Raw genomic sequence first — 23,914 nt, 5'->3', positions numbered from 1 at the left:
ATCAGAATGTAAAAAGCTACCACACCTAGATATTCAAAGACAAGGAAATAAAGATGAATAAGAAAATATTAGAAACATTAGAGTTCAATAAGGTCAAGGCCTTGTTTGAACCTCATTTGTTGACCGAGCAGGGCTTGGAGCAATTGAGACAGCTGGCTCCGACTGCCAAAGCGGATAAAATCAAACAGGCCTTTGCTGAGATGAAGGAAATGCAGGATCTCTTTGTCGAGCAACCGCATTTTACCATTCTTGCAACCAAGGAAATCGCAGGAGTCTGCAAGCGGTTGGAGATGGGAGCGGACCTCAATATCGAGGAGTTCCTACTCTTGAAGCGCGTGCTTCTTTCTAGCAGAGAACTGCAAAGTTTTTATGCCAATCTGGAAAATGTCAGCTTGGAAGAATTAGCCCTTTGGTTTGAGAAATTACATGATTTTCCTCAATTACAAGGAAATCTACAAGCCTTCAATGATGCAGGTTTCATTGAAAATTTTGCCAGTGAAGAATTGGCTCGCATCCGTCGAAAAATCCATGATAGCGAGAGTCAGGTACGCGATGTCCTACAGGACCTGCTTAAGCAAAAAGCGCAGATGTTGACGGAAGGAATTGTTGCTAGCAGAAATGGCCGTCAGGTTTTACCAGTTAAAAACACCTACCGCAATAAGATTGCAGGTGTCGTTCATGATATTTCTGCCAGCGGAAACACCGTCTATATCGAACCCCGTGAGGTGGTCAAACTGAGCGAAGAAATTGCCAGTTTGCGAGCAGATGAGCGCTATGAAATGCTTCGCATTCTCCAAGAAATTTCTGAACGTGTCCGCCCTCATGCGGCTGAGATTGCTAATGACGCTTGGATTATCGGTCATCTGGACTTGATTCGTGCCAAGGTACGCTTTATCCAAGAAAGGCAAGCAGTCGTTCCTCAGCTGTCAGAAAATCAGGAAATTCAACTGCTCCATGTATGTCATCCTCTGGTCAAAAATGCCGTCGCAAATGATATCCATTTTGGTCAAGATTTAACAGCGATTGTCATTACAGGACCCAATACAGGTGGGAAGACCATCATGCTTAAAACTCTGGGCTTGACGCAGATTATGGCCCAGTCTGGTTTGCCGATTTTAGCAGATAAGGGAAGTCGTGTTGGTATTTTTGAAGAAATCTTTGCTGATATTGGCGATGAGCAGTCTATTGAGCAGAGCTTGTCTACCTTCTCTAGTCACATGACTAATATCGTGGATATTCTTGGCAAGGTTAACCAACATTCACTCTTACTTTTGGATGAGTTGGGGGCTGGTACAGACCCTCAAGAGGGAGCTGCCCTTGCCATGGCTATTCTGGAGGACCTTCGCCTGCGTCAAGTCAAGACCATGGCGACGACCCACTATCCCGAACTCAAGGTCTATGGTATCGAGACAGCCTTTGTGCAAAACGCCAGCATGGAGTTTGATACTGCAACTCTACGCCCGACCTATCGCTTTATGCAGGGAGTTCCTGGCCGAAGCAATGCCTTTGAAATTGCCAAACGTCTAGGCCTATCTGAAGTTATCGTAGGGGATGCCAGCCAGCAGGTCAATCAGGACAATGATGTCAATCGTATTATTGAGCAGCTGGAAGAGCAGACGCTGGAAAGCCGTAAACGCTTGGACAATATCCGTGAGGTGGAGCAAGAAAATCTCAAGATGAACCGTGCTCTCAAAAAACTCTACAACGAGCTCAATCGTGAAAAGGAAACCGAGCTTAACAAGGCGCGTGAACAGGCTGCTGAGATTGTAGACATGGCCCTAAGTGAGAGTGACCAGATTCTCAAAAACCTCCACAGTAAGTCCCAGCTCAAACCTCATGAAATCATTGAAGCCAAGGCCAAGCTGAAAAAATTGGCTCCTGAAAAAGTGGACTTGTCTAAAAACAAGGTTCTTCAAAAGGCTAAGAAAAAACGAGCTCCAAAGGTGGGAGATGATATCGTGGTTCTCAGTTATGGACAGCGTGGTACCTTGACTAGTCAACTCAAGGACGGCCGCTGGGAAGCCCAAGTTGGTTTGATCAAGATGTCCTTGGAAGAAAAAGAATTTGACCTTGTTCAAGCCCAGCAAGAAAAGCAAGTCAAGAAGAAACAAGTCAATGTTGTGAAACGAACTTCTGGTCGAGGACCTCAAGCCAGACTGGATCTTCGAGGTAAACGCTATGAAGAGGCTATGAATGAGCTAGATGCCTTTATCGACCAAGCCTTGCTTAACAATATGGCCCAAGTCGACATCATCCATGGTATCGGAACTGGTGTTATCCGTGAAGGTGTCACCAAATACCTACAAAGAAATAAACATGTCAAGAGTTTCGGTTATGCCCCACAAAATGCTGGAGGCAGTGGTGCGACTATTGTGACATTTAAAGGATAAGAAAAGCCTGAGGAAATATGTGGTTCCTCAAGCTTTTTTATTTTCTAGGTTAGACATCTAAAGGTTGTCCAGTGTGATTAAGTTGTGTGACAGTAACAAAGAAGTCCTCTCTCATTCGAGTCAGAAGTTGATTTGGATAGACCTTTTCAAAGTTATCAAGACTGGCAAAGATATGCTTAGCAAGCTCTAGACCTTTGATATCATCTTGTCTGAGAAAATTATTAGCCCGTTCCATAGAAAGACTAATCATCTCTGTCATCTTGGTACTCAGTAGAGGGAAGGCATTAATCACCTCCAGAGTCTTCACAGCTAGATTCTCAGCTTTATCATAGTAACCATTAACAGAGTAATGCTTGATAGCAGTTCTTAAGCAGGCAATATAGTAGTCAGCAGTACGGATTGAATGGTATTCAGTCTGTTTTTTTAGAGTATCTAATAAGTGGTAGAGTCTGTAGTCTAAAAATTCGATTGAAAAGTGAGGCAGGATAGATGAAAAGATATTGACCTCAATTTTATTCCAGTCGTCCAGTTCACTAAGATAGTTCTTGATATATTCTAGTTCTTGATAGTCTTTTGGAGTCAGAAAAGAATCGCCGATGATGTTTGCGATAGCAAATTTATTGACTACACGATTGGCGATCACATAGTGTTCAGCTATTCCAGGATTTTCCAAGGGTTGATTAATCAAGCTAAGGATCTTTTTAAATTCACGCTTATAGGCTAAATCAGCAATTTGAGCCTGTAATTTATGAAATTCAGTTGGGAACATCTGCGCTTTGAGACTATCAAAGGTCTCTTTATCAATTCCAATATTAGAAAGAATCTCTTCAAATTTTTGAATGGTTATTCGAGATTTCCCTTGCTCAAACTGACGTAAAAAATGTGGAGTCACTGTAGTACCAGCGGCTTCCTTCTGTGTAAACCCTCTTTCCTCACGGATGGCCTTATAGACTAATCCATAAATACTTTCATCTTGCATCCTAAATCTCCTCAAGTCCTTTTTTTCATTCTACCATAATTCTACCAGTTTTTAAGGGAATTTTTAGAAAAAAGTAATTATAGTTACGTTTTTTCGGGGGGGGGGGGGGGTAATTGTTCAATAAAGGTAAATATAAATACGCTTTTCGTAAATCGAGCGAAGGCTATGCTATACTGTAACCGTAAACAATAAAATTTTAAAGGAGATTGTTGATGATTAAATACAAAGAATTGGAAAGTTATATAGATGAATGGAGATATTATTCCGATGAGAATAATCCTAGATTGGATTTAGAATATTGCAAGACGAAAATTGTTGAAAAAGCAAAAGAGTTTGATCTTCCTTGTCAAATTGATGAAGAACAAATAAAACTCGGTGGTTTGTTTAATAAAGAGATTGAAGAATGTCTAGTTATTTCACACCCAAATCACCAGAAAGACTATGTAAAGTTTTGTTTTCGTTTAAAAAACCAAGGATCAGTACAGCTTCTGACTATAGATACTTTAGGTGAGAGTAAACAATTAAAAAAATACTATATATCAGAAGATAATAAAAGATTCAGGGAAGCAATTAGAGAATCGGACTTGTCATTGGGTCAGAAATTAGGAGCTCAACTTAGTAATTTAACAGTTAGCAGTCTTAGAACTTTGGGGAAAAATCAGAGCAAGATTGATGCAGAATTACAATACTGTGAGTTTTTAACAGAAATACTAACACAGTTTAAATCAAATAATGATTAGGAGTGAAATATGAGTAAAGCAATTGGAATTGATTTAGGAACGACTTATTCAGCAGTATCTGTATTATCAGAGACTGGACAACCACAAATTTTATTGAATCAAGATGGTGAAAATTTAACTCCATCTGTTGTATTCTTTCAGGATTTTGATGGGAAAGATGAACCACTTGTTGGTATTCAAGCTAAAAATTTGGCAGCAAGTAGTCCTGAAGCAGTTGTACAGTATGTCAAAAGACAAATGGGAAATCCAAACTGGAAGTTTGATTCTCCTAGTGATACTGTTTATACAGCAGAAGAAATTTCTGCAATCATTTTAAAAAGATTAAAAGAAGGAGCAGAAAATGCCCTTGGTGACAAGGTAGAGGATGTTGTAATAACTGTTCCAGCTTATTTTGATGATGCTCGTAGAACAGCAACGAAACATGCTGGAGAAATTGCTGGACTCAATGTTTTACGGGTTTTAAACGAACCGACAGCAGCTGCACTTGCATACGGTATATCAGCAGAAAAAAATGAGACAGTATTGGTATACGATTTAGGTGGTGGAACTTTTGACGTCACATTAATGAAAATAAAAGATGGCGAGTTTGATGTTATTGCCACCGATGGAGATCGTAATCTAGGAGGGTTTGATTTTGATAACGCCTTATCAATGATTATTGCTGAAAAGATGGAAGAACAGGGAGCAGAGGATATTTATACGGATGAACATTTTACTGCCTTACTTCGTGAAAAATCAGAGAATACAAAGAGAGGACTAACAACTGTAGAAAAAACAAATGTCTTTCTCGACTATAAAGGAAAAAGTTATAAAATTCCGATAACACGTGTAGAATTTGAAGAAGCAACAAAAAGTCTAATGAATCGTACAGAGGAGCTGTTAGATGATGTTGTTGAAGAATCTGGAATGTCATGGGATGAAATAGACCAAGTACTATTAATAGGTGGTTCAACTCGAATGCCAATGGTACAAAGAAAATTGGAAGAGAAAATTGGGAAGAAGATTGTATATTCTATTAATCCAGATGAAGCTGTAGCACAAGGGGCAGCTATTCAGGCAGCATTGGAAATCGCTAATAAATCAGAAAGTGCAGATGTTAGTGAAACAGTTCGTGGATTAGCAGAAAAGTTAGTTGTTTCGGATGTCACTTCTCAAGCTTTAGGAACTCTGGCTCTTTCGAATGGTGTGAAAAGAAATACAATTATTATTCCTAAAAATTCCAAGGTACCAAACAAGTACTCTGAGTATTTTTCAACAGTTGTAGATAATCAACAAAATGTGTTAGTAGAGGTTACTCAAGGGGATGACGAGGATCCACAATTTGTTACGGTTATAGGAGAGAGCACCATTAAATTACCAGGTGACTGGCCAGCAGGAACGGTTTTGAAGGTAACTTATCATTATGATGTCGATCAAACAGTATTTGTAGAGGTACATGATTCAGATAATCACTTGTTGGGGACTTTTGAGGTAGAGAGACAAGCAAATCTCGATAAAAGTGCTGTAGAAGTAGCTAGTCGTAAAATAAAAGATTTAACTATTGATTAGGGGAGGAACACAATGTCGGTCATAAACTATTATGAAGAGTTAGGGATTTCAGAAACAAGTTCATTAGATGATGTTAAAAAAAGTATCAAGTCAAATAGAAGACGCTATCGCCAGTTGACAGGTTCACCAAATATTGTTCAAAGATCAATGGCTGAGAGAAAGATGGAAGTCATTGCACAGGCAGAAAAAGTATTTGAAAGTGAAGAAACCAGACAAAAATATGATAGGGAATTAGAAGTTTCTAAACAAAGTTCTGAAGGAGTCCCTGATTCGACTCCAACTAATCATTCAAATTCAAGCTATCTTGATTCAGCTAGGCAGGCCTTCTATTCAGGAAAGAAATCATTAGCTTATTCCTACATCGAAGAAGCCTTAAAAATAAATCGAAATGATGCGGATGTTTGGTATTTCAAGGCTATGATTAGCCTTGAAGATAGAAAGTTATCGGATGCAGAATTAGCTATCAGTGAAGCTAATAGGTTGAGACCTAAAAATGCAGATATCTTATCCTTGTTAGGTGATGTTTATTGTGAAAAGAATCAGCAAAAGTTTGCAATTCAGTATTATCAGGAAGCTTTTGAACTATCTAATAATTCCTTTTATCTTTTGAAAAAGGGGAGATCACTATTTTTATTTGATCAGTATAAACAGGCAGTAAAAGATGTTCGATATCTGTATGATCATTATTTAGAAGAAAATAAAAATAATGAAGAATATATTTATTACCTTTTATCATGCTCTTATAGAGAAATTGGAGATAATGAGGAAGCCTATAATTTTGCAAGAAAATTAGTAGATGTTTCAGATTCACTAGAGCATAAACTACACTATGCAGGTATTCTATTTTTGAAATCTGAAGATGAGTGTGAGAATTATTTAGATACCTTAAACGAACGCTATGGTAACAATAAAGATTTCCAGCAAGTATATTTTAAGTTACTATTAGATATCACGATAGAGCGTATGAAAAAAGCACCTGATACAGACGTTGAGGCTTTCTTTAGAAAATATATTGATCGAACAAAATATGAGAATGAAGCAGTTCTAGATAATAAGGCGCGTGTTCGAATTGCAGAAGCTTACTTGGCCAAGGCACAAAGTTTAGGGATTGAAAATAAAATTATAGATAATGATTTTTACAATGAATTTATTGAAAATAAAAATTATATCAATTATGCCACAACACGCCATTCACAAGGTATGGGATGTCTCATGTTCATCTTAGTTTTTGCAGCCAATTGGTTTTTGAGTGGTTTCTTTGATAAGTTTGTAAATATCTTTTGGATTAGTAACGCATTAAGTTTGGCATTGTTATCAAATATTGTCTTGTATTACAATTACCCTAAAGGATGGCAAATAAATAGAAGAAAGAAAGGATAAAGTTTTTATGAGTGAAGAAGTATTGCATGAAAAAGTTTCGTATATCGTAGATAAAGTTGAAGATATCGAATCTTTAATTACACGCCGTTTATTGGAAGATAAAGCAAAAAATAGTCTGATTGAAGAACTGAAGCAGTATTTAATCTATAGACAGGATTTAGATAAGGGTGAGAAATTTGCTCCATTTATGAAACAGATTCTTCAAGTTATTGATCGTATTGAATCATCTGAAGAAAAATCAGATTTGCTTACTTCAATTGCTGAAGAACTGTTGCAAATTCTTTCATTGAATGGATTACAAGTTATTGATAATAGTGGAATGATTGACCCAAGTATGCATGAGGTTGTTAATACAGTAGCAGTTACTGATGAACAAAGTGAAAATAATATTGTTGAAGTATTGCAAAAAGGATATTTGTTAAATAACAGGGTTCTTAGACCAAGTAAAGTGACTATTGCTAAATAAGGTATTTTTTAGGAGGTGGAGAAATTGTTGCGCTTTTTTAAGCATCGCAGAAATATACTATATTTTATATTAGGATTTCTTTGGGGCAGAAGACAAAATGCTAAGATTTCTCCAGAACCACCTACTCTTTCCACACCCAAACACAGTGAACTTCCCAGTATTTCAAAGGCAACTCATAATGGTAAAATGACAGGATTTGAACCACAAAAGCTTAAGAATTATCAACTTTATCAGCATGAATTGATGTTTGGAGAACCTGGAAAAGGATTGAATAAATCAGGATTCGATGAATCTGCAGTTAATCTTGGTCAAGAGGGTGAAATTAATTTTGCGAAAGCATTACAAAAACAAGGACTTTTAGAAAAATTAGTTACCTTTTGGTCTGTTCATAATCTCAATTTAGAAGATGAAAGGGTAGATGCAGATATTGATTGTGTTATTGTTTCTGGATCTACAATTTGGTTAGTAGATTTAAAATTTTATGCTTCAGGAAATGTGATTTATAGAGAAGCGGATGGTTTATTGTACACTATAGATAGTGCTACAGGAGCTCAAATAGGTAGACCTAAAAAAATGTCCCCTAACATGTCTTATGCAGAAGAAAGCTTTTCCCATAAATTTGCAAATTTATTAAAATATTATTGCTTGGAAACACGTGTTGTCTTGATGCCTACCTATAAGGGTGCAGGTAGATTGGATAATGTCTTTTGGCCAGGTCAGATTAAGGCTGTTAGTCTAGAAGAGATGTTAGATGAGTTATCTAGGGAGGATAAGTTTAGGGATACAATTGGTGGACAGATGATTCGGCAGACATTTAATTTGCTTTTGAAACGCTAAATTATGTAAAAATAGTAAAGTATTTGATGTGATAGATTTTTTATATGAGTTATATTTCAAGAATAATATGAGCCGAATTGAATTTACTAGAACTTATACAATCCAGTAAAATATTTCTGAGGAAGTAGAAGTAAGTATTAGAAATTATTTTAATTAATATTTACCTACAAATTATTAAACAAATATAGGGGGGCTGCTTGAAGATTGTCATGGTTTTAAGAAATGATAAATTGAATGGATAGGAGAGCAGGAAGTTATATGAGAACAAACATTTTAAAATTAAGTCAATTCTTGAATATTTTCTATTTAAAAATTGCTTTACTAATATTCTCGTGCTTGTATTTTATCGCTCCATGGTTCATTGTATTAAAGGATTTTGAAACATATAAAGTTCAATATCCAGCTGTTATTGGAATAGCTGAGTTTATCGTTTTAACATCTTTCTTAATTTTTGTATATATTTTTTTACCTATCTTCTGTGTGATTTTTCTATATAAAATAATTGTGGGTAGTATTAATGTAAGACGCTGTTTGATACAGATAAAGAATTACAAATTCTATATGATTGTTTTGAATAGAATACCACTACATACATTTATGGTTTATTTTTCATCACTATTGTTATGGTTAATGTATCTTATAAAACCAGTGGATGTGAGTAATGCTTTACTTTTGCCAATTATCTTACCTCTTGAAAAGATAAATCCCTTCTATATGATTTTAGGATATTGGCTATTAAATAAGCGATGTGAATATCAGTTGCATCACTACCTTTATCCTGTAATGAGAGGGAGTTCTCATGACGGTAGAATTTATGCACTGCCAGAGGAACTTTTTATCTGGAATAGGAATAGAAGTCAAAAAATTGGTAAGTGGAAACGAGATAGAAGGTACAACACAACCACAAATCTAGTAGAAGCTCAAATTGGTTATAGTAAGTTTCCATTTTTTTTGCTGGCAACAAAATGGTCAGTAGATCCTTATGATCAAAACTGGACAATAGGAGAAAATGCATATTTGACGAGTAGGTGGAAATGATAAAATAGAAAATCTTTACTTTAATATGAGAAAGCCTAAGTCTAGCTTCCCTTTCATAAAAAGTTAGTCTGGAAATCAAATAAAGGTAAACATAAATACTCTTTTCGTCAATATGGTAAAATCCATACCATACTGTAACCGTAAACAATAAAAATATAAAGGAGATTTTTGATGAAAAAATACATTTTACTCGCTTCTGCTGTTTTAGCAGTGGGTCTTGCTACTACAACAAGTGATACAAATCCTTTCTTTGTATCAACAGTTAGAGCGGATGAACAAACGCTGACTACAGCTGCAAAATATTATATTCTTGTTCTGAAGGGTTCAGAAGTATTTAAAAATTGGAAGGGAACTGCTAATCGTCCCATTATTTGGGCCACAAAAACCACTCCAGAATTATCTTATTTCGAAGAATCTGCTCGTAATTATATAGCTCTTGAGAATAAGTCTGGTGCCAATTACATAGAGTGGAAGGGGACTGTAGAAGAGTTTAAAGAGGCTATTAAGAAGCTGACGGATAAAAAACCAACCCCAGATCCAACTCCAATTCCAAAATCTACAGTTCCATCTGGCTGGTCAGGTTCGTCCTACTACCAAAATGGTACTAAAGTTACCAGTAAGTGGATTTTCGATAAGAACTATAATTCCTACTTCTACCTAGATGCTTCAGGTAATTATGTTCAAAATGCATGGGAGGGTGATTACTATCTTAAGTCAGGTGGATACATGGCTAAGAGTGAGTGGATTTATGATAAGAGCTATGGAGCTTATTATTACTTAACCTCAGATGGCTACTATGCCCGCAACACTTGGGTAGGCAACTATTATCTCAAGTCAAACGGTAAGATGGCTAAAGGTGAGTGGATTTATGACAGTAACTACAGTTCTTACTATTACTTAACCTCAGAAGGTAGTTATGCTCATGGTACTTGGGTAGGTGATTATTATCTTAAGTCAAATGGTAAGATGGCAGTGAATGAGCGTACACCAGATGGTTATCAAGTTGATGGCTCAGGCAAGTGGATTAGTTCTGAGGGAACTCATACAGCAAGCAGTTCACAAGCAACATCATTAGGAATAAGCCTTTACCATGTTAATGATGCTATGACTTATATCGATATCGCTCTACCTAGCACTCCATCCTCATCTTATCAAGTAGCCTATGATTTTGCCTTAGTTGATGCAAATACAGGTTCAGTTTCTACACAAACTCAGTTTACTGTGACCTACAATCCAAGTTTACGTGCTTTTCAAACTCGTCACTTCTTTAGTGCAACTCCAGATGGAAGTTATCGCTTTGTTATCAAAGGAAAAGGACAAGATGGCAAGGTATACGATGGACAATCGGTTGTCTTTCGTGTAAAGAATCATCGTTTTGTCGGATAAATGAATGTTAGGTTTTAAACAAATAAATATTAAAAATAAAATAAAGGAAATGAATAACATGAACAAAAAGAAATTATTAGTATGTGCTTTGGCACTTTCAACAGTCGGAGTATTGTCAACTATTGACACAGCAGGAGTTCTACCTTTTTCAGCGCAAACAGTGCATGCAGAAATTACCAAAATTGAAAATCATAAGGTGGACTATAAAATTACACCAGGTGCAGAAAATAAAAGTATTTATGTGGATATGACTGTTGAAAATGTACCTGTAAAATATTCTGTATATATATATGCAGATATTGTAAATGCAAAGACAGGTCAAATCCCTAGAAAAGATACTTTCAATCAAGGATTTGATAAATCATCTGTTCCGATTACAAAGCAAGATTGGACTAATTTTGCAAATGTTCCAGATGGTGAATATTACTTACAATTTCATGGAGAAAGTAAAGAAGGAGATACCTTGCATAAGTTTAGTGGTAAATCAGTAATATTTACCGTTAAAGATGGAAAATATGTCAATCCTCTAGACTCTTCAACTCCTAAAGAAACGGAAAAACCAACAGCAACTGAAACTCCAAAACAATCTGCTAACTCTAACTCAGGTCAGACTGGCTGGTCAGGTTCTTCATACTACAAAGCTGGTGTGAAAGTGGTCAATCAATGGGTGTTTGATGTTCAGTACAATTCTTACTTCTACCTAAATGCTTCAGGAAATTATGTTCAAAATGCTTGGTCAGGCAACTACTATCTTAAATCAGGTGGTTATATGGCTAAGAGCGAGTGGATTTATGACAATAACTATCAATCATACTATTACTTGACAGCAGAGGGTAGCTATGCGCGTAATGCTTGGGCTGGAAGCTACTACCTCAAATCAGATGGTAAAATGGCTAAGAGTGAGTGGATCTATGATAGTAGCTATAGCTCTTACTATTACTTAACATCAGAAGGTAGTTATGCTCGTAACACATGGGTAGGCGATTACTATCTCAAGTCAAATGGTAAGATGGCGGTTAACGAACGTACCCCAGATGGCTACACAGTAGATGGCTCTGGTAAGTGGGTGAAATAGAACGATAGCTTGTTAGAGTTGCCTATAATAAATTGAAACGGAAAATAATTTGTTTATAGGCAACATTTTGATACAGTAAAAATAGCGAAAGGAATTGGCACATGCTGATTCCTTTCGCTTAGATAAGGGAGTAATATGAAAAAGTTATTATTAGCTACAACACTTTCACTGACACTAGTTCTAGGAGGGTGTCAGTATCTACCTTGGAACAAAACTATTGAACCAGTATCCGAGGAAGTAGCAAGTCCAGAGATAGATTACAGCCAATATAACAAGGTTCTCGATGACTATGAAAAAGTAGCAAAAGGCACCTTGACGACCGGTATGGAGGTCAATCCTCTGGCTAGTCAAGTGAAGTCTTCTCAAGGATTTTACACAGATGTAGTTTACCACAAGACAGATTTGAATAACGACGGAGTGGATGAACTCTTGATTGCTCTTGAAATGAAGAGTGGTGGGAAGAGTTTGCTGGATATCCGTACTTTGAAAGATGGAAAGGTGATCCGCCTGACCAATCAAGAAAATCGTTTAGACCAGATTGGTGAGAGAATGACAGTCGGTATCTTGCCAGACAATTCCCTACTCTATCGTGGGGCTGGTACAGCAACGAGTCACATCTATGCCCACTATCAATTTAGTGAAGATGGACAGTCTTTGGTAAAAGCTAAGGAAGCTCAAGAACTTGCAGATCTTGGGGTCGGTTCTCCCATTTCTCTGGAGACTCTAAGTTGGAAGTCTGTTTCAGATAAGATTCCTGGAGGGGCAAGTGCAGATAAGGGGAAACCAAGTGTAGATTATAGTCCTTATAATAGCATTTTGAAGGATTATGAATTTCTTCTAGACCATAAATCAGAAGTTAAGGATACTATCAATATAACCGCTAATATCTATGCAGGGATGGCAGAACGCAGTCAAGCCTTTACCTATGCAATGGTTGATATGGATAAAAATGGTATTGATGAATTGATTGTCTCTTCGAAAAATGGTAGTGAGATTTTAGATATTTTTACACTCAAAGATCAGAAAGTTATTCGTCTCACCAATGCTGAAAATAAAATGCAGATGCTTGGAACACGCTTTAAGGCCTATCTACTAGAAGATGGGAAGCTTTATACCCAGTGGAATCCGTTCGCAGGAGACCCACAGACCATTCATACCATTTGGAAGTTGAATAGTAGTGGGGACAAACTAGAGAAGGTTAAAGAAGCTAAGACAGAGGATGAAGTCAGTCCAGGTGCTCGAATGAATCTATCTAGTCTGACTTGGAAATCTGTAACAGAAAAATTTGTTGCAACAGCATCTTCAACTAGCAAAACTGCTTCTGGGAAAATGGATATAAATGCCATAAAAAATGGAGATTTTTCTAGTATTGAAGGAAGATGGAGTAATGGTCACGGAGGAGAAGACTTAGTCTTTAGTAAAGATGGCTTGATAGCGCCAGAGGGATTTAAAGTTGACCTTACAGAATCAGAATTGGTAAATGGTTTGTTGATAGCTCGCTATTCGGCCAAAGATTTTGGAGTCTTTATAAAGTTCGTACCAGCAGGTGTTAGAATACCTGATGGGACATCTATGGGTAAGGTGGTCACGGATGCTTCGGATATTAGTAAAGATCGAATCATCTTCCATGCTTCATTTCCGCTACATGGTGATCCAGAGCAATTCTTATATCGTGTAGACTAGGAGTGAAACAGATTCATTTAATTAACAGCACCTCACGCACATGGGAATGCTCAATCTTTTTCTACAGAGTCAAATAAGATTTTCCCAAAATCTATTGACAAAAGCCAACATTTTTTGTAAAATAAGAATCAATTAAATACCAACACCGAATGAAGTTTAATAGAAGTGGGAAATCGTTTGATTTTCCGTGACTGTAAATGGACGGAACTCTGGAGAGACCGTGAAGGCACCGAAGGGGCAAGGCAGGCAACTGCTCAAACTCTCAGGTAAAAGGACAGAGCTAGGATAGACCGCTTTTTAGCATTTATCTAAGCATTCCAGAGTACATGTATCTTGCATGTGCTCTTTCTTTTGGGGTTGAGAAGATAGGAGAAGGAAATGTTAGAATTGCTTAAATCAATTGATGCTTTTGCTTGGGGTCCACCCCTCTTGATTTTATTGGTCGGAACAGGGATTTACCTAACTGCCCGTTTAGGACTTTTGCAGGTTTTGCGTCTCTCTAAGGCCTTTCAGCTTATTTTTATCAAGGATAAGGGGCATGGGGATGTATCCAGTTTTGCGGCCTTGTGTACAGCCCTAGCAGCGACAGTTGGTACGGGAAATATTATCGGAGTGGCGACAGCTATCAAGGTCGGTGGACCAGGAGCTCTCTTTTGGATGTGGATGGCGGCTTTCTTTGGGATGGCAACCAAGTATGCGGAAGGTTTATTAGCTATTAAATACCGCACCAAGGACGACCATGGTGCAGTAGCGGGAGGCCCAATGCACTATATCCTTCTAGGGATGGGAGAAAAGTGGCGACCACTTGCTATCTTCTTTGCTATCGCAGGTGTCTTAGTAGCCCTATTGGGAATCGGAACCTTCACCCAATTGAACGCGATAACAGAATCTATCCAAAATACGACGACTATTTCGCCAGCTATTACGGCTCTCGTTTTATCTGTCTTAGTAGCGATTGCAGTCTTTGGTGGACTCAAGTCTATTTCTAAGATTTCGACAGCTGTTGTTCCTTTTATGGCTATCATTTATATTTTGGGGACTCTTACAGTTATTTTCTTTAATGTTGGTAAACTCCCTGCCACAATCGCTCTAATCTTGACATCAGCTTTTAGTCCTGTTGCTGCGGTAGGTGGATTTGCTGGTGCTAGCATTCGGATGGCTATTCAAAATGGTGTGGCGCGTGGTGTGTTCTCAAACGAATCTGGCCTGGGTTCTGCTCCCATTGCAGCTGCTGCAGCTAAGACAAACGAACCAGTAGAGCAAGGTTTGATTTCCATGACAGGAACCTTTATAGACACACTCATTATCTGTACGCTGACTGGTTTGACCATCTTGGTAACTGGGGTTTGGAGTGGTGACTTAAATGGGGTTGCCTTGACTCAGTCTGCTTTCTCAACAGTCTTTTCACACTTTGGACCTGCCCTCTTGACCATCTTCCTTGTGCTCTTTGCATTTACAACGATTCTAGGTTGGAACTATTACGGGGAACGTTGCTTTGAGTTTCTCTTTGGGGTTCGCTTTATCTGGCTCTACCGTGTGGTCTTTGTACTCATGGTTTTGTTGGGAGGATTTATCGAGTTGGATATGGTCTGGATTATCGCAGATATTGTCAATGCCTTGATGGCTCTGCCAAACTTGATTGCCCTCTTAGTCTTGTCGCCGGTCGTTATTGCTGAGACTAAAAAGTATTTTAATAAATAATGGAATCACACATCGCGTGTGATTTTTTACTTTCATAAGAAATTTCTATCGGTGCAATTTAAAATATATATTATACATGGTATAGAATCTGTGATAGACTAGGTTTCAACAACATGAAAAGAGGTTTTATAATGACAACATTTACAATCCATACAGTCGAATCAGCACCAGCAGAAGTGAAAGAAGTTCTTGAAACAGTGCAAAAAGATAACAATGGCTATATTCCCAACCTAATTGGTCTCTTGGCTAATGCACCAACTGCTTTAGAAGCCTACAGAACTGTCGGAGCCATCAATCGTCGTAACAGCTTGACGCCTGTTGAGCGTGAAGTGGTGCAAATCACGGCAGCTGTGACCAATGGTTGTGCCTTCTGCGTCGCAGGTCACACAGCCTTTTCAATCAAACAAATCCAGATGAACGATGATCTGCTTCAAGCCCTTCGCAATCGTACTCCAATTGAAACAGATCCTAAATTGGATACCCTAGCTAAGTTTACTTTGGCAGTTATCAATACCAAGGGTCGTGTAGGAGATGAAGCCTTGGGTGAGTTTTTAGAAGCTGGTTACACCCAACAAAATGCCTTGGATGTGGTTCTTGGTGTCAGCCTAGCAAGCCTCTGTAACTATGCCAACAACCTAGCCAATACCCCAATTAACCCAGAATTGCAACCTTATGCTTAATTCATATCTGATCACAAAATGAAGTCTGATACTCAATGAAAATCAAAGAGCAAACTAGGAAACTAGCCGCAGGCTGTACTTGAGTACGGCAAGGAGACGTTGACGTGGTTTGAAGAGATTTTCGAAGAGTATGAAATAATCGGACTTCGTTTTTTAATCCCTCATTTAAGCGCTTTTATGCTATACTGAAACTAACATGATTATTGGAGGTTGGTATGAAAAAACTCCCCTTAGTATTTTCTGGTTGTTTGCTAGGTTTGGCAGGAGCTGGAAATCTCGTTTTAGATACAGTGCCAGTTCTATCACATCTACTGAGTCTATCAGGTTTGATTTTGTGGCTATTCTTTCTGATTCTTCGTCTGCTCAATTGGAAAGAAAGTAAGCAAGAATTGACCAAGCCTCCTCTTTTGTCAGGAATGGCCACCTTTCCTATGGCTGGGATGATTTTATCTACCTATATCTTTCGCGTATTCCCTCATCTTCCTTTGGTAGCGCAAGGACTCTGGTGGTTTTCATTTCTCTTGGATTTGTCCTTGATTGCTGGTTTTACCATCAAGTTTGCCTGTCCGGGTCGTAGGGTTCCTGCGACCCCAAGCTGGACGGTTCTCTATGTAGGGATAGCAGTGGCAACCTTGACCTATCCTCTCGTAGGCATCATCGAAATTGCCTATGCAACCTTGAGTTTTGGTTTTCTTCTTACCTTCTATCTCTATCCCCTTATTTATAGCGATTTAAAGAAACAACCGCTCCCACTAGCCTTGCTTGGACAAGAAGGAATCTACTGTGCTCCCTTCTCTCTACTCTTGGCTTCTCTGGTTCGAGTAGGAGGATCCAACCTGCCGACTTGGCTCTTGATTGTCATGATTTTGGCTTCTCAATCCTTCTTTTTCTTTGTATTGAGTCGCTTGCCCAATATTTTAAAACAAGGTTTTCAACCAGCCTTCTCAGCCCTCACCTTCCCGACTATTATCACAGCTACTTCGCTCAAGATGGCTCAGGGACTCTTGAAACTTCCATTTCTGGATTATCTGGTATTGGCTGAAACTGTTATTTGCCTAATCATTTTGCTCTTTGTATTAGGCGCTTATCTGATTTGGTTACGAAAAAAGGTCTAGCTAGAAATAGCTAAACCTTATTTCGTAAGTGTCCGTACACTTACTGTGCTTGCTACAAAAGTCAAGCAAGCATTAAGCATTTTTCTAAAATTGTAAATATATTATACCATAAAATTCAAGAGAAATGAGAAAACGCAATTGACAAAATGTCAGTTGCGTGATATCCTTTAAATAGGAGGTATAAAATGAGAGATGTAAAAGAACCTGAAATACGACGTGCAGAGATTATGGATGCTGCAATGATACTCTTTATGGAGAAAGGATATACTAATACAACAACTCAGGATATAGTTGATAAAGTAAATATATCAAGAGGGTTGTTATATTATCACTTTAAGAATAAAGAGGATATCTTATATTGTCTTGTAGAACAATATTCAGATAGACTACTGAAAGATATTTATATTATTGCTTATGATGAAGATAAAACTGCCATAGAAAAAATCAGATCATTTATAGATGTTACAATTATATCTTCAGAAAATATTTCAGCAGAGGGTACAGTGCTACAAAAAACAATTGACCTTAAAGAAAATCAATATATGATAGATAAGTTATCCCATAAGCTTGTTGAAAAACTGACAATATATTTTGAAAAGATTTTAAATCAAGGAATAATGGAAAGAGTTTTTTCTGTAAAATATCCATTAGAAACAGCAGAGTTGCTTATGACAGCTTATGTTTTTGTTTCAAATAACATAAGTATAAGATATTTAAAGGAAGAACCTGTTGATAACTACTTAAATGCATTTAAGATAATGCTTGAACAAAGCTTAAATACGAAAAAGCTCTTTATTAATTAAAAAAGAATAGAATGTTTGCAAGGAGAATAATTTGCCGATAGCTACTGATACACAAGTTATCGGTTTTATTTCAAGGAATAACTGACAAATTGTCAATGGAGGTGGAAATTATGTTAGAGATAAAGAATTTTAGTAAATTCTATGGGAACAAAAAGGCTGTTGAAAACTTATCCATTTCAGTACAGTCTGGAGATATTTATGGATTCATTGGTGCAAATGGAGCCGGAAAAACTACAACGATAAAAGCGGTAGTTGGAATTCATGATTTTGAGAATGGAAGTATAACGATTGACGGGCATTCTATTAAAGAAGAGCCTGTTATTTGTAAGAAAATAATGGCATACATTCCGGATAATCCGGATTTATATGAACATCTGACAGGATTTCAGTACATCAATTTTATTGCTGATTTATTTGAAGTTTCTACTGAGATACGCAGAGAAAGAATTCAGAGATACGGCGATTTGTTTGAAATGACGAAACATCTTTCGGGAATGATATCTTCGTATTCACATGGCATGAAGCAAAGAACGGCGATTATTTCTGCACTGGTGCATTCTCCAAAGTTACTAATTTTAGATGAACCTTTTGTTGGACTTGATCCGAAAGCAACTTTTCTACTAAAGAAAATAATGCACGAATGCGTATCAGATGGAGGAGCTATTTTCTTTTCAACACATGTATTGGATGTTGCAGAAAAATTATGTAATAAAATTGCAATTATAAAAAATGGAAAGTTAATTGCGAGCGGAAATACAGAAGAAGTCAAAGGCAATAAATCTTTGGAAACTTTTTTCATGGAGGTGCAGGATAATGAGCAAAATTTGGATACTAATTAGAGCACAATTGATAAATTTCTTTCCGATCAACGAAATGAAAGAGCCGGGAAATAAAAAACAAAGTTCAATTGTTATTGCAAGTTTTGGAATAATAACTCTTGCTATATTTTTCTTTGTTTATAATATCATAACAGCCAAAACATTGGTACAACTGGGACAGCAGGAGTTGATACCGGCATATATGGTATCGGTATCAAGCTTTGCAATATTATTTTTGACAATATTTTATTCGAATGGGATTTTATTTGGCAGTCGTGATATGGAAAATCTTTTGTCATTGCCTGTAAAAAGTTCGGATATTATAAGCAGCAAGTTTATGTTTATGTATTTATTGAATTTTTTAATAGGATTGATGTTTATGCTTCCGGGAGGAATTGTTTGGGTGTTAAACGGAAGTTTAAATGTATTACAGATTATATTGTATTTTACTTCCATAATTTTTGTTCCGTTGATACCTATGTGTATAGCAGCATGTATGGGAATCGTTATTGTTGTTGCTTCATCTTTCTTTAAGAGAAAAAATGTTATTGCTTTAATTTTTTCATTTGCAATGATAGGGATAATTGGATATATTGCAGTGGCAGCTATGAAATCAGGTAATGAAAATGGTATTGGGATTATGCTTTCTAAGCAAATTACCGGATTGTACCCACTATCTAAGCTATTTATGGAATACTATAATTTTCCAATGTACATTGGAGTAGGATTATTTATTGTTCTTTCAATAGTATTTTTTTATATATTTGCCAAAATGGTTTCATTGAAGTATGGATTGCTTAATACTCTTGCTAAAACAACATCAAGATATTCTGATAACAAAAAATCTTATAATAGAAAATCAGTATTTTTTGCCCTATATAAAAAAGAAATGGGACTGTTTCTAAACTCATATATGGCAGTGTTGAATGCAGGTCTTGGTGTAATACTTTTATGTGTTTTTAGTATATTTCTTCTTTTTAATTCTTTACAACAAATAGGGGAATATTCGGGAATCGAAAATATTAATGAATATCTTTCGAATTTTGCTCCAATGTGTATTGCTTCAATGTTTTTGCTTAGTTGTCCGGCAGCATTTTCCATATCTTTAGAAGGTAAAAATGTTTGGATTTTGCAAAGTTCTCCTATTATGGTAAAAACGATTTTAAATTCTAAGATTGCAGTAAATCTTACGCTTCATTTAATTGGATATATTGTTTCTGTGTTTATATTTTTGCTAAAGCTTGATATGGACATTCTTCAAACCATCAGCTTAATAATTGTTCCTATTTGTTATTCCGTTTTTATAACAGTGATTGGAATTTCTTTGAATAAAAAATTTCCCAACTTTGAATGGGAAAGTGAGATGATGATAGTAAAACAGAGTATGCCTGTTATTGTATCTGCAATTATTGGAATGGCTGCATTAGTTATACCAATTCTTTTCCATTGGTTTTTGCATTTTTCTATAGTACCTACATTATTGGGAGTAGCACTTATTTTGCTCGTTATTGCGGGTGGCGTTTATATAAAAACTTGTAGATTAAATTTTTAGTTTAAGGAGGAGATGTTCTATGAAAAAAATTATTAAAAGATATAATGGTGTTTATTTCAATATTAAGTTTATTTGCAATATTTCAGGAATAAAAGATGATAGATTTAGTTAGAATATTTGATTCCCTATCAAATCCCATTAGAATGGATATTTTATTAATTATTTCTAATAAAAACACGAGTAGTTGCCTACTGTCGAGTTTCTACAGGCAGTGATGAACAACTTGTCAGCTTGCAAGCACAAAAGGCCCATTATGAGAGCTATATAAAGGCTAATCCAGAATGGGAATACGCAGGCTTATATTATGACGAGGGTATCAGCGGCACGAAAAAGGAAAACCGCTCTGACCTACTTAGAATGTTATCAGACTGTGAAACTGGGAGAATTGACTTAATTATTACAAAGTCAATTAGCCGATTTGCCAGAAATACTACAGATTGCTTGGAGATGGTTCGAAAACTGATCGACCTTGGGGTTCATATCTATTTTGAGAAGGAAAACATCAATACGAGTTCAATGGAGAGCGAATTGATGCTCTCCATTTTAAGTGGGCTTGCAGAAAGTGAGTCAATTTCCATTTCCGAAAATACGAAGTGGGCCATTCAAAGACGATTCCAAAACGGAACCTTTAAAATTTCCTACCCACCATATGGGTATCAAAACATTGACGGTCAGATGATAATAAACCCCAAGCAAGCTGAAATTGTGAAGTATATTTTTGCAGAGGTATTATCGGGCAAAGGCACACAGAAAGTTGCAAATGATCTTAATCAAAAGGGTATCCCTTCAAAAAGAGGTGGTCGTTGGACAGCTACTACGATTAGAGGGATTCTGACCAATGAAAAATATACTGGCGATGTTATTTTGCAAAAGACTTATACTGATAGCCATTTTAACAGGCACACCAATTATGGTGAAAAAAATATGTATCTAGTAGAAAACCACCATGAGGCAATTATCAGCCCTGAAGATTTTGAAGCTGTAGATGCCATTCTCAATCAGAGAGCCAAGGAAAAAGGAATCGAAAAACGCAACAGTAAATATCTAAACCGATATTCCTTTTCTAGCAAAATTATCTGCTCGGAATGTGGCAGTACCTTTAAAAGACGGATTCATTCATCTGGTACAAGAAAATACATTGCTTGGTGCTGCAGTAAGCATATCAGCAATATAACGGAATGTTCCATGCAGTTCATTCGAGATGAAGATATAAAGACTGCATTTGTTACGATGATGAATAAACTCATATTCGGTCAGAAGTTTATATTAAGACCACTTTTTCATGGGTTACGTAACCAAAACAATGCAGCGAGTTTTCGTAGAATTGAAGAGTTGGAAACTAAAATTGAAAACAACATGGAGCAGAGCCAAGTACTGACAGGTTTAATGGCCAAAGGGTATCTGGAACCTGCTCTGTTTAATAAAGAAAAGAATGCACTGGAGGCAGAAAGAGAAAGGCTTCTTGCCGAAAAGGATCAACTTACTCGTTCCGTCAATGGCAATTTTGCTAAAGTAGATGAAGTTGACCGTCTGCTTAAGTTTGCCACTAAGTCCAAAATGCTCACAGCTTATGAGGATGAGTTGTTTGAAGATTACGTAGAGAGGATTATTGTCTTTTCACGGGAGGAAGTAGGTTTTGAATTAAAATGTGGAATCACATTGAAGGAAAGGTTGGTGAATTAGATGGGTCACACACCCTATGGATATAGAATTGAAGATGGAAAAGCTGTTGTGGATGAAAAGACTTCTGAGCAGGTAAAAGAATTATTTTCCGGATACTTGGCAGGCCTTTCTTTGAAGGAAGCTGCTAAAAAAGCTGGGATAGATTGTTATCATGCCACAGCAGGTAAGATGTTGCAGAACAAGCACTACCTAGGCGATGAATTTTACCCTCCCATTATTGATGAGGAGACATTTGAAAAAGCCAGAGAAGAAAAACGAAAACGAGCAGAAAAGCTCGGGAGGATAAGGGAACCTAAAGATGAACCGAAAACGGATTACCCTGTAAAGTTCAAAGCAAAACCTCTGGTGCAAAAATATGAAGACCCATACAAGCAGGCGGAATATGCCTACAGTTTGATAGAAAGTGAGGTGTAACAAGTGGCAGTGAGTAGAAATGTCACAGTGATTCCGGCAATTAAACGAGTCGGAAATAATAAAACTAGTGAGAGCAAACCCAAAATACGAGTGGCTGCTTACTGTCGTGTTTCAACGGATAGTGAGGAGCAGGCTTCAAGTTATGAAATTCAGATTGAACATTATACAAACTATATTAAGAAAAACAAGGAATGGGAATTGGCAGGGATTTTTGCGGATGATGGTATCACAGGTACAAATACCAAAAAGCGTGAAGAGTTCAACCGCATGATTGAGGAATGTATGGCAGGAAAAATAGACATGATCATTACAAAATCCATCAGCCGATTTGCCAGAAACACGTTAGACTGCCTTAAATACATCCGTCAGTTAAAAGATAAAAACATCGCTGTATTCTTTGAAAAAGAAAATATCAACACCATGGATTCCAAGGGTGAAATTATGCTGACTATTATGGCTTCCCTTGCCCAACAGGAAAGCCAATCCTTAAGTCAGAACGTTAAGCTGGGCATTCAGTATCGATATCAACAAGGTGAAGTCCAGGTCAACCATAAGCGTTTCCTTGGATACACCAAGGATGAAAACAAGCAACTAGTCATCGACCCCGAGGGTGCAGAGGTTGTTAAACGGATTTATAGAGAGTACCTTGAAGGAGCTAGTCTTTTACAAATATCAAGAGGACTAGAAGCAGACGGTATTCTTACAGCGGCAGGCAAAGCCAAATGGAGACCAGAAACACTAAAAAAGATATTGCAGAATGAAAAGTACATCGGTGATGCCCTTCTACAAAAGACATATACGGTTGATTTCCTTTCTAAAAAGCGGGTCAAGAATAACGGCATCGTTCCCCAGTATTATGTAGAAAACAGCCATGAGCCGATTATTCCAAGGGAGCTTTTTATGCAAGTTCAAGAAGAGATGGTTCGAAGAGCAAATCTTCGTGGCCGCAAAGGCGGTAAAAAGCGAGTCTATAGCAGCAAGTATGCTTTATCGAGTATTGTTTACTGCGGACACTGCGGCGATATTTACCGACGGGTACATTGGAATAACAGAGGCTACAAGTCTATTGTTTGGAGATGTGTTAGCCGATTGGAGGAAAAAGGGTCTGAATGCACTGCTCCTACCATAAACGAGGAAACATTGCAGACAGCAGTGGTCAAGGCTATTAACGAGCTTTTGGCTAACAAAGAACCCTTCCTCTCAACCTTGAAGAAAAACATAGCTACTGTATTTAATGAAGAAAATGATAATGCCACCGATGATATTGAAGGCAAATTGGAAGAATTACAACAACAGCTTCTTATACAAGCAAAGTCCAAGAATGACTATGAAGATGTGGCTGATGAAATTTACCGCCTTCGAGAATTGAAGCAAAATGCACTTGCAGAGAATGCAGAGCGTGAAGGAAAAAGGCAACGAATCGCTGAAATGACTGATTTCTTAAATGAACAATCCTGCGAGTTGGAGGAATATGATGAGCAATTAGTAAGGCGGCTTATTGAAAAAGTTACGGTATTTGATGATAAGCTCACTGTTGAATTTAAATCAGGTGTTGAAATAGATATTGAGATATAGGATATCAGAAATGGCGACCAATTGAGAGGTGTTACTTCCTTGATTGGTGGC

20 protein-coding genes and 1 riboswitch are annotated in these 23,914 nt (G+C 37.2%); of the genes, 19 read left to right on the top strand and 1 reads right to left on the bottom strand.

Annotated elements, in window-relative coordinates:
• The first annotated feature begins 53 nt into the window (after positions 1-53).
• Complete coding sequence (locus tag SMI_RS08795) at positions 54-2,390, top strand: endonuclease MutS2 (RefSeq protein WP_001035051.1); 2,337 nt, start codon at positions 54-56, stop codon at positions 2,388-2,390.
• 49 nt (positions 2,391-2,439) lie between these two features.
• Here the strand turns inward: SMI_RS08795 and SMI_RS08790 are convergent, their stop codons facing one another.
• On the bottom strand, positions 2,440-3,369 hold the full coding sequence (locus SMI_RS08790) for a helix-turn-helix domain-containing protein (RefSeq protein WP_001150386.1): 930 nt from the start codon (positions 3,367-3,369) through the stop codon (positions 2,440-2,442).
• 212 nt (positions 3,370-3,581) lie between these two features.
• On the opposite strand from SMI_RS08790, the gene SMI_RS08785 reads away from it, so the two are divergent.
• The 18 genes from SMI_RS08785 to SMI_RS08700 all read left to right on the top strand — a co-directional run bounded on the left by SMI_RS08785 (position 3,582) and on the right by SMI_RS08700 (position 23,863).
• Positions 3,582-4,109 carry a hypothetical protein gene (locus SMI_RS08785; protein ID WP_000598973.1) on the top strand — a complete coding sequence of 176 codons (528 nt, stop codon included), beginning with the start codon at positions 3,582-3,584 and terminating at the stop codon, positions 4,107-4,109.
• A gap of 9 nt (positions 4,110-4,118) precedes the next feature.
• The gene (locus tag SMI_RS08780; protein WP_000030106.1) at positions 4,119-5,657 is read left to right on the top strand and encodes an Hsp70 family protein; all 1,539 of its coding nucleotides are present in this window, start codon (positions 4,119-4,121) and stop codon (positions 5,655-5,657) included.
• Between the two features lie 12 nt (positions 5,658-5,669).
• On the top strand, positions 5,670-7,037 hold the full coding sequence (locus tag SMI_RS08775; protein WP_000111449.1) for a tetratricopeptide repeat protein: 1,368 nt from the start codon (positions 5,670-5,672) through the stop codon (positions 7,035-7,037).
• A 7-nt stretch (positions 7,038-7,044) separates the two neighbouring features.
• Positions 7,045-7,503, top strand: coding sequence for a nucleotide exchange factor GrpE (locus SMI_RS08770; RefSeq protein ID WP_001288306.1), 459 nt, complete (start codon positions 7,045-7,047; stop codon positions 7,501-7,503).
• 15 nt (positions 7,504-7,518) lie between these two features.
• Positions 7,519-8,340, top strand: a complete 822-nt coding sequence (locus tag SMI_RS08765) for a nuclease-related domain-containing protein (protein WP_012972591.1) — start codon at positions 7,519-7,521, stop codon at positions 8,338-8,340.
• 258 nt (positions 8,341-8,598) lie between these two features.
• Positions 8,599-9,378, top strand: coding sequence for a hypothetical protein (locus SMI_RS08760; RefSeq protein WP_001260020.1), 780 nt, complete (start codon positions 8,599-8,601; stop codon positions 9,376-9,378).
• Between the two features lie 171 nt (positions 9,379-9,549).
• Positions 9,550-10,764: an endo-beta-N-acetylglucosaminidase gene (locus tag SMI_RS08755; RefSeq protein ID WP_000759972.1), complete on the top strand. Its 1,215-nt coding sequence runs from the start codon at positions 9,550-9,552 to the stop codon at positions 10,762-10,764.
• Positions 10,765-10,822: 58 nt separating this feature from the next.
• Positions 10,823-11,839 carry a hypothetical protein gene (locus SMI_RS08750; RefSeq protein ID WP_001035287.1) on the top strand — a complete coding sequence of 339 codons (1,017 nt, stop codon included), beginning with the start codon at positions 10,823-10,825 and terminating at the stop codon, positions 11,837-11,839.
• A gap of 135 nt (positions 11,840-11,974) precedes the next feature.
• Positions 11,975-13,522: a DUF6287 domain-containing protein gene (locus tag SMI_RS08745; protein ID WP_000734930.1), complete on the top strand. Its 1,548-nt coding sequence runs from the start codon at positions 11,975-11,977 to the stop codon at positions 13,520-13,522.
• Between the two features lie 199 nt (positions 13,523-13,721).
• A riboswitch (glycine riboswitch) is annotated at positions 13,722-13,810 on the top strand.
• 90 nt (positions 13,811-13,900) lie between these two features.
• Positions 13,901-15,223, top strand: a complete 1,323-nt coding sequence (locus tag SMI_RS08740; protein WP_000891467.1) for an alanine/glycine:cation symporter family protein — start codon at positions 13,901-13,903, stop codon at positions 15,221-15,223.
• A gap of 131 nt (positions 15,224-15,354) precedes the next feature.
• On the top strand, positions 15,355-15,903 hold the full coding sequence (locus SMI_RS08735) for a carboxymuconolactone decarboxylase family protein (RefSeq protein WP_000206776.1): 549 nt from the start codon (positions 15,355-15,357) through the stop codon (positions 15,901-15,903).
• A 215-nt stretch (positions 15,904-16,118) separates the two neighbouring features.
• The gene (locus SMI_RS08730; protein ID WP_000735986.1) at positions 16,119-17,018 is read left to right on the top strand and encodes a TDT family transporter; all 900 of its coding nucleotides are present in this window, start codon (positions 16,119-16,121) and stop codon (positions 17,016-17,018) included.
• 185 nt (positions 17,019-17,203) lie between these two features.
• Positions 17,204-17,821 (top strand): TetR/AcrR family transcriptional regulator, encoded by a 618-nt coding sequence (locus SMI_RS08725; protein WP_001205793.1) that lies wholly within the window; start codon positions 17,204-17,206, stop codon positions 17,819-17,821.
• 110 nt (positions 17,822-17,931) lie between these two features.
• Positions 17,932-18,660, top strand: coding sequence for an ABC transporter ATP-binding protein (locus tag SMI_RS08720; RefSeq protein WP_000889773.1), 729 nt, complete (start codon positions 17,932-17,934; stop codon positions 18,658-18,660).
• Positions 18,635-20,191 (top strand): hypothetical protein, encoded by a 1,557-nt coding sequence (locus SMI_RS08715; protein WP_000036818.1) that lies wholly within the window; start codon positions 18,635-18,637, stop codon positions 20,189-20,191. The genes SMI_RS08720 and SMI_RS08715 overlap by 26 nt, the downstream gene beginning before the upstream one ends.
• Before the next feature lie 168 nt (positions 20,192-20,359).
• Complete coding sequence (locus tag SMI_RS08710) at positions 20,360-21,874, top strand: recombinase family protein (RefSeq protein ID WP_050152857.1); 1,515 nt, start codon at positions 20,360-20,362, stop codon at positions 21,872-21,874.
• Positions 21,875-22,288 carry a recombinase family protein gene (locus SMI_RS08705; RefSeq protein ID WP_000510187.1) on the top strand — a complete coding sequence of 138 codons (414 nt, stop codon included), beginning with the start codon at positions 21,875-21,877 and terminating at the stop codon, positions 22,286-22,288.
• Between the two features lie 3 nt (positions 22,289-22,291).
• Positions 22,292-23,863 (top strand): recombinase family protein, encoded by a 1,572-nt coding sequence (locus SMI_RS08700; protein WP_000301254.1) that lies wholly within the window; start codon positions 22,292-22,294, stop codon positions 23,861-23,863.
• The last annotated feature ends 51 nt before the right edge of the window (positions 23,864-23,914 follow it).

The organism is Streptococcus mitis B6, from assembly GCF_000027165.1.
GTDB lineage: Bacteria > Bacillota > Bacilli > Lactobacillales > Streptococcaceae > Streptococcus > Streptococcus mitis_AR.
This window is presented reverse-complemented; position numbering and strand designations above follow the sequence as displayed.

What these genes read in the sequence shown, in the direction of transcription:
- SMI_RS08795 (WP_001035051.1), top strand. Translation starts at nt 54, where the DNA reads ATGAATAAGAAAATATTAGAAACATTAGAGTTCAATAAGGTCAAGGCC.
- SMI_RS08790 (WP_001150386.1), bottom strand. Translation starts at nt 3,369, where the DNA reads ATGCAAGATGAAAGTATTTATGGATTAGTCTATAAGGCCATCCGTGAG.
- SMI_RS08785 (WP_000598973.1), top strand. Translation starts at nt 3,582, where the DNA reads ATGATTAAATACAAAGAATTGGAAAGTTATATAGATGAATGGAGATAT.
- SMI_RS08780 (WP_000030106.1), top strand. Translation starts at nt 4,119, where the DNA reads ATGAGTAAAGCAATTGGAATTGATTTAGGAACGACTTATTCAGCAGTA.
- SMI_RS08775 (WP_000111449.1), top strand. Translation starts at nt 5,670, where the DNA reads ATGTCGGTCATAAACTATTATGAAGAGTTAGGGATTTCAGAAACAAGT.
- SMI_RS08770 (WP_001288306.1), top strand. Translation starts at nt 7,045, where the DNA reads ATGAGTGAAGAAGTATTGCATGAAAAAGTTTCGTATATCGTAGATAAA.
- SMI_RS08760 (WP_001260020.1), top strand. Translation starts at nt 8,599, where the DNA reads ATGAGAACAAACATTTTAAAATTAAGTCAATTCTTGAATATTTTCTAT.
- SMI_RS08755 (WP_000759972.1), top strand. Translation starts at nt 9,550, where the DNA reads ATGAAAAAATACATTTTACTCGCTTCTGCTGTTTTAGCAGTGGGTCTT.
- SMI_RS08750 (WP_001035287.1), top strand. Translation starts at nt 10,823, where the DNA reads ATGAACAAAAAGAAATTATTAGTATGTGCTTTGGCACTTTCAACAGTC.
- SMI_RS08745 (WP_000734930.1), top strand. Translation starts at nt 11,975, where the DNA reads ATGAAAAAGTTATTATTAGCTACAACACTTTCACTGACACTAGTTCTA.
- SMI_RS08740 (WP_000891467.1), top strand. Translation starts at nt 13,901, where the DNA reads ATGTTAGAATTGCTTAAATCAATTGATGCTTTTGCTTGGGGTCCACCC.
- SMI_RS08735 (WP_000206776.1), top strand. Translation starts at nt 15,355, where the DNA reads ATGACAACATTTACAATCCATACAGTCGAATCAGCACCAGCAGAAGTG.
- SMI_RS08730 (WP_000735986.1), top strand. Translation starts at nt 16,119, where the DNA reads ATGAAAAAACTCCCCTTAGTATTTTCTGGTTGTTTGCTAGGTTTGGCA.
- SMI_RS08725 (WP_001205793.1), top strand. Translation starts at nt 17,204, where the DNA reads ATGAGAGATGTAAAAGAACCTGAAATACGACGTGCAGAGATTATGGAT.
- SMI_RS08720 (WP_000889773.1), top strand. Translation starts at nt 17,932, where the DNA reads ATGTTAGAGATAAAGAATTTTAGTAAATTCTATGGGAACAAAAAGGCT.
- SMI_RS08715 (WP_000036818.1), top strand. Translation starts at nt 18,635, where the DNA reads ATGAGCAAAATTTGGATACTAATTAGAGCACAATTGATAAATTTCTTT.
- SMI_RS08705 (WP_000510187.1), top strand. Translation starts at nt 21,875, where the DNA reads ATGGGTCACACACCCTATGGATATAGAATTGAAGATGGAAAAGCTGTT.